Source organism: Streptomyces sp. NPDC042336 (assembly GCF_055581985.1).
The window spans coordinates 117239-118479 of the sequence record NZ_JBVJEA010000024.1 but is presented as its reverse complement, the minus strand read 5'-3'; the positions used below and the strand labels follow the sequence as shown (position 1 = coordinate 118479).

General features: G+C 71.1%; 1 pseudogene. It reads left to right on the top strand.

The annotated features are described in order from the left end of the window. Window positions 1–649: pseudogene (locus ACZ6IM_RS34685) on the top strand (IS5 family transposase); the annotation flags it as partial. Window positions 650–1241 lie beyond the last annotated feature (592 nt).

The following is a 1241-nucleotide window of genomic DNA, read 5'->3' as shown; positions in this document are numbered from 1 at the left end:
GGGCCGTCGACGGTACGTGGGAGCGGGTGTTCACCGCACTGATGGCCCAGGCCGACGCAAACGAGAACCTGAACTGGGCGGTCTCGGTGGACTCCACGATCGTGCGGGCCCACCAGCACGCAGCTGGGGCCCGCAAAAAGGGGCCCCAGCAGGCGAACCAGCCGACCACGCCATCGGCCGGTCCCGCGGCGGGCTGACCACGAAGATTCACCTCGCAGCCGATGGACACTGTCGGCCTCTCGCCTTCGTTCTCACCGCCGGACAAGCCGGCGACGCGCCCGCGTTCACGGACGTCATGGCCCGGCTGCGCGTTCCTCGACGCCGTGGACGGCCCCGGACCAGGCCGGACGTGGTCCTGGCGGATAAGGCGTATTCCTCCCGTGCAATTCGCGAGTATCTACGCAAGCGTGGCATCCGGGCAGTGATCCCCATCCCGGCAGACCAGCAGGGTCATCGGCTGCGCCGCGGCAGCCAGGGCGGCAGGCCCCCAGCGTTCGACCGAGAGAACTACAAACAACGCAACACCGTCGAACGGTGCATCAACCGTCTGAAGCAGTGGCGAGGCATCGCCACCCGCTACGAGAAGACAGCGACCGTCTACCTGGCCGGACTGCATATCGCTGGCATCTTCCTTTGGTCAGGATCATGATCAGCATCCTGTTGCCAGTCCGAAGGGAAACCATGCACGACAACCACCCGAGCCTCCCGGAGTTCGAGAACGTCAGCCTGGAGGACAGCTACGTGCTGGACATCGCGGTCCACCCTGCCACAACGCGTCGCTCAGCGAAGACCCGTCCTGCCGCGGCCGCGCCTCGACATGCTCCCGGCGACCATCGGCCAGCCACCGCCACACCGTCCGCTCCGACACACCCGCTAGTTCCGCCGCGATCCGCACATGCAGCGCAGTCAGCGTCCCCTCCTCATCCACCGCAAGAGGCCGACGCACCACCACACCCCGTGCCAACGGCACAGCCCCCTCGGCACAACCCCAGCCGACCCCGCCCGAAGCCCACCCGCCGAAACCCACTGTGTGGCAGGTCGCGGTGCATCCGATCGGCTGATCTGCCACCGGTGTCCCGTGGTGGGGGGGGGGCCCCCGGGGCCCCCCACGCCCCCCACCCCGCGGGGCGCCGGCCCCCCCCCGGACCCCCCCCCCCACCCCCCCCGCGGCCCCCCCCCCCCCCCCCCGCCGCCCCCCCCCAGCCCCCCAGCCGCGCCCGGCGCCGCGTCCGGCGCCGCCC